This window comes from Rathayibacter sp. AY1B4 (genome assembly GCF_002932815.1).
Lineage (GTDB): Bacteria > Actinomycetota > Actinomycetes > Actinomycetales > Microbacteriaceae > Rathayibacter.
Genome location: NZ_PSWN01000047.1, coordinates 1 through 2792, shown reverse-complemented (window position 1 = coordinate 2792; position 2792 = coordinate 1). Strand labels below are relative to the sequence as shown.

The window sequence follows — 2792 nt, the reverse complement described above, 5'->3', positions numbered from 1 at the left end:
GTTCCGGTCTGCCGGCCGGTGAACGTTACAGCGCATCATAGACGAACAGGTTTGAACGCCTGGCCAGAGCGGGTGCGAGCCCCGTAGTCGAAATGGTGTTATGGCGTGAAGAGTATCCCAAGTAGCACGGGGCCCGAGAAATCCCGTGTGAATCTGTCAGGACCACCTGATAAGCCTAAATACTCCCAGATGACCGATAGCGGACAAGTACCGTGAGGGAAAGGTGAAAAGTACCCCGGGAGGGGAGTGAAATAGTACCTGAAACCGTTTGCTTACAAACCGTCGGAGCCTCCTTGTAGGGGTGACGGCGTGCCTTTTGAAGAATGAGCCTGCGAGTTAGTGCTCTGTGGCGAGGTTAACCCGTGTGGGGCAGCCGTAGCGAAAGCGAGTCCGAATAGGGCGATTCAGTCGCAGGGTCTAGACCCGAAGCGAAGTGATCTATCCATGGCCAGGTTGAAGCGACGGTAAGACGTCGTGGAGGACCGAACCCACTTCAGTTGAAAATGGAGGGGATGAGCTGTGGATAGGGGTGAAAGGCCAATCAAACTTCGTGATAGCTGGTTCTCTCCGAAATGCATTTAGGTGCAGCGTTGCGTGTTTCTTGCCGGAGGTAGAGCTACTGGATGGCCGATGGGGCCCAAAAGCTTACTGACGTCAGCCAAACTCCGAATGCCGGTAAGTGAGAGCGCAGCAGTGAGACTGTGGGGGATAAGCTTCATAGTCGAGAGGGAAACAACCCAGACCACCAACTAAGGTCCCTAAGCGCGTGCTAAGTGGGAAAGGATGTGGAGTTGCACAGACAACCAGGAGGTTGGCTTAGAAGCAGCCACCCTTGAAAGAGTGCGTAATAGCTCACTGGTCAAGTGATTCCGCGCCGACAATGTAACGGGGCTCAAGCACGCCACCGAAGTTGTGGCATTGACATTAGTGGTAGGCCTTCGTGGTCCAGCCGTGTTGATGGGTAGGAGAGCGTCGTGTGGCGAGTGAAGCGGCGGTGTGAACCAGCCGTGGATGCCACACGAGTGAGAATGCAGGCATGAGTAGCGAAAGACGGGTGAGAAACCCGTCCTCCGGAAGACCAAGGGTTCCAGGGTCAAGCTAATCTTCCCTGGGTAAGTCGGGACCTAAGGCGAGGCCGACAGGCGTAGTCGATGGACAACGGGTTGATATTCCCGTACCGGCGAAGAACCGCCCAAGACAATCCAGTAGTGCTAAGTATCTGAATCCCTTTGATGGATCCCTTCGGGGTGAAGCGTTGGGCCTAGCGTACGACCCCGTGCTGGTGCGTTTAGCGTATTAACAGGTGTGACGCAGGAAGGTAGCCGAGCCGGGCGATGGTTGTCCCGGTCTAAGGATGTAGGGCGAACGATAGGCAAATCCGTCGTTCATATAGCCTGAGATCTGATGGGTAGACGCAAGTCGAAATCGGTGATCCTATGCTGCCAAGAAAAGCATCGACGCGAGGTTCTAGCTGCCCGTACCCCAAACCGACTCAGGTGGTCAGGTAGAGAATACTAAGGAGATCGAGAGAATCGTGGTTAAGGAACTCGGCAAAATGCCCCCGTAACTTCGGGAGAAGGGGGGCCTGAGGCGTGAACGGACTTGCTCCGGGAGCGTTCGATGGCCGCAGAGACCAGTGGGAAGCGACTGTTTACTAAAAACACAGGTCCGTGCTAAGTCGCAAGACGATGTATACGGACTGACGCCTGCCCGGTGCTGGAAGGTTAAGAGGAACGGTTAGCCGCAAGGCGAAGCTGAGAATTTAAGCCCCAGTAAACGGCGGTGGTAACTATAACCATCCTAAGGTAGCGAAATTCCTTGTCGGGTAAGTTCCGACCTGCACGAATGGCGTAACGACTTCCCAGCTGTCTCAACCGCGAACTCGGCGAAATTGCATTACGAGTAAAGATGCTCGTTACGCGCAGCAGGACGGAAAGACCCCGTGACCTTTACTATAGTTTGGTATTGGTGTTCGGTGTGGCTTGTGTAGGATAGGTGGGAGACGTTGAAGCGGGCACGCTAGTGTTCGTGGAGTCATTGTTGAAATACCACTCTGGTCACTCTGGATATCTAACTTCGGACCCTAATCGGGTTCAGGGACAGTGCCTGATGGGTAGTTTAACTGGGGCGGTTGCCTCCCAAAGAGTAACGGAGGCGCCCAAAGGTTCCCTCAACCTGGTTGGCAATCAGGTGGCGAGTGTAAGTGCACAAGGGAGCTTGACTGTGAGACTGACAAGTCGAGCAGGGACGAAAGTCGGGACTAGTGATCCGGCAGTGGCTTGTGGAAGCGCTGTCGCTCAACGGATAAAAGGTACCTCGGGGATAACAGGCTGATCTTGCCCAAGAGTCCATATCGACGGCATGGTTTGGCACCTCGATGTCGGCTCGTCGCATCCTGGGGCTGGAGTAGGTCCCAAGGGTTGGGCTGTTCGCCCATTAAAGCGGTACGCGAGCTGGGTTTAGAACGTCGTGAGACAGTTCGGTCCCTATCCGCTGCGCGCGCAGGAAATTTGAGAAGATCTATCCCTAGTACGAGAGGACCGGGATGGACGAACCTCTGGTGTGTCAGTTGTTCCGCCAGGAGCACCGCTGATTAGCTACGTTCGGAACGGATAACCGCTGAAAGCATCTAAGCGGGAAGCCGGCTTCGAGATGAGATTTCCATCCCTTCGGGGGAGAGGCTCCCAGCCAGACGACTGGGTTGATAGGCCGGATGTGGAAGACAGGACTAAAGACTGTCGGAGCTGACCGGTACTAATAAGCCGATAACTTGATAATCACTACACTCATAC

Annotated in this window: 1 rRNA gene (running past one end of the window); it reads left to right on the top strand. The window is 54.8% G+C overall.

The window, feature by feature from the left end:
• A 23S ribosomal RNA gene (locus C5D66_RS16585) occupies positions 1-2778 on the top strand; it begins 160 nt to the left of the window's first position.
• Positions 2779-2792: the final 14 nt, after the last annotated feature.